This window comes from Salipiger sp. ABF4_146, from assembly GCF_056161345.1.
The window spans coordinates 1-2221 of record NZ_JBSWYX010000062.1 but is presented as its reverse complement, the minus strand read 5'-3'; the positions used below and the strand labels follow the sequence as shown (position 1 = coordinate 2221).

General features: G+C 62.9%; 2 protein-coding genes. Both read right to left on the bottom strand.

All coding sequences use genetic code 11. The features are described 5' to 3' along the window. Positions 1-25: 25 nt before the first annotated feature. Entirely contained in the window at positions 26-1726 is a 1701-nt protein-coding gene (locus ACXAJT_RS27525) for a recombinase family protein (RefSeq protein WP_475242188.1), read from the bottom strand. Further along, positions 1723-2130 (bottom strand): recombinase family protein, encoded by a 408-nt coding sequence (locus ACXAJT_RS27520; protein WP_475242186.1) that lies wholly within the window; start codon positions 2128-2130, stop codon positions 1723-1725. Before ACXAJT_RS27520 ends, ACXAJT_RS27525 begins: the two co-directional genes overlap by 4 nt. Positions 2131-2221: the final 91 nt, after the last annotated feature.

Sequence of the window (2221 nt, the reverse complement as noted above, 5' to 3'; positions counted from 1 at the left end):
GGCTCATAACCTGAAGGTCGTAGGTTCAAATCCTACTCCCGCAACCAACTTCCGCGAAAATATCGCCTCGGACGGCGTCGAGTTCACTCGGTGCCGATTTGCGTAGCATCTCCAAAAAATTACCCGACAGCTCCAGACGGTGGCCATCTGCATCGGCGTCCCAATGAACGACCACGTGGTCGACGATCTCGTGCAACTCGTCGGCCGCGCGTCCGGCGACGGCCTCGTCGGAGAGGCTTGCGGCCAGGTCGGTCACCATCGCCCGATAGAGCTCAGGGAGGTTGTCCGGCAGCTCTACTGCCGGCGGGACAATCTCCTCCCGCTTCATCTTCATTTGTTTTAGCTCCGCGTCCACGGCGTTCAGTCGGGGCAGAAGGACCGCTGCGTCGTGGCCGGTCTCGATGGCCCGCAGCAGGTTGCGGTGGCTGGTCTCGAGTTCGCGCAAACGTGCGTCGTGCAGGCGTAACGTGTCCTCCGCTGAGCCTTGGCTCTGGACCAGGTGCTTTTTGAAGCTCGCCTGGAAGGCCTCGTAGGCCTCGGGCTGCATGAGTTCGCTCCGCAGTGCCGAAAGCACCATCTCCGAGGCGCGTGTCTCCTTGAGGCCGCGGAAGCCCGCACACACGCTCTTGCCCTTCTCCTTTGCGTTGGCGCAGTAGTAGGCCCTGTATTTGCCGCTCCCGGCGACGGTCATCTTGCCGCCGCAGAGCCCACAGTGGAGCAGGCCGGACAGCAGATACTTGCGCCGGCGTAGTGATTGCCCGACGGACAGGTGGTTGCGGTCAGTGCTGCTCATCTTCGAGCGGCGCTTTGCCTGGCTTTCCTGTCGCGTCTTGACTGCGTCCCAGAGTTCTTGGTCGACAATCCGCAGCTGCGGCACCTCGACGATCTGCCGTTCACTCTCGGGGTTCAGCGTCGAGCGCTTCTTTTCGGTCAGCGGGTCTTTGCGGTAGCAGAGACGATTCCAGATGCGCCGCCCGATATAGAGCTCGTTGTTTAGGATACCGGTGCCGCGTGCCCGGTTGCCATTGATGGTGTTCTGCTTCCAATGGCCCGACGACGCGCGCTTGGTCCCGACGGAAGGGGAGGGGATACCATCGTCATTCAGGGCGCTTGCGATCGCGATAGGGGACATGCCGGCGGCATAGTCCCTGAAAATGCGGCGCACGACCGCTGCCTCGAGGTCGTCGATCGCCAGTGCGCCCTTATCCGGGGCGCCGCGCACGTCAGTCCCCGGACGGTAACCGTAGATTCGGCCACCGCCGCTCCGCCCCGACATCACTTTCCCCTCGATACCACGGCGCACTTTGTCTGACAGGTCCTCGAGGAACATCGCGCTCATCATCGACGAGAGGCCAAGCGTCATCGCGTCGACCTTACCGCGCCCGATCGTATGGATCTCTACGTTTGCGTAGCGTGCGGCCTTGTAGAAGCCGGCGAGGTGTTCCTGGTCGCGCGAGAGTCGGTCGAGGGACTCGGTCAGCACGATGTCGAAGGCGTTGTCATGCAGCGCTTCGGAGAGGCGCGCGAAATCGGGACGCGTGCGACTTGAAGTGCCGCTGATGGCGCTGTCGGAAAAGCGCTCGACGATCGCCCACCCCCGCTGGTTCGCGTAGCGCGTGGCCTGCCGGAATTGATCCTCGATCGACATTGGGTTCTGCATGTCGGTCGAGTAGCGCGCGTAGAGCGCGACGCGGCGGGGGGATTTGTGGCTCGAATGCTGGTTCATGAACGGGTCTCCCGTGCGTCGTAGAGCGCCTTGATCAAGCTTCCGGCGCTTTTGGCGGGGTTCAGGATTGCGTCGAGATTGACCGTCTGCGTCGCGCAGCACAATTCCGCCCCGTGCTGCTGGCAGAACCGCGCGAAGGCCTGAAGCCCCTCGGGATCGCGCGAGATGCGAGCCAGATCCGTCGCGATGATGGCCTGGGCCTCGCCGCCTGAAATCCGATCCCGAAGGATGGTCAGGCCGGGGGCGTCACTCACCCCGCTGACGCCGTTGTCGACGATGACTTGGAGGACGCGCCAGCCCCGCGCTTCGGCATAGTCGGTGCAGAGCTTGTGCTGCTCGGCGATGGCGGCGTCGCTGGAATGGGCCGCGCGCAGGTAGAGAAGGGCTGTGGTGTCGGTGGTCATGTTAGGGTCAGGACCCATTGATTTGGTTGGACGAGCGTGATTCACCGTTCGAAAACGAGCGGTGAACATGTCTGATCTTTTTTGGCTGAGC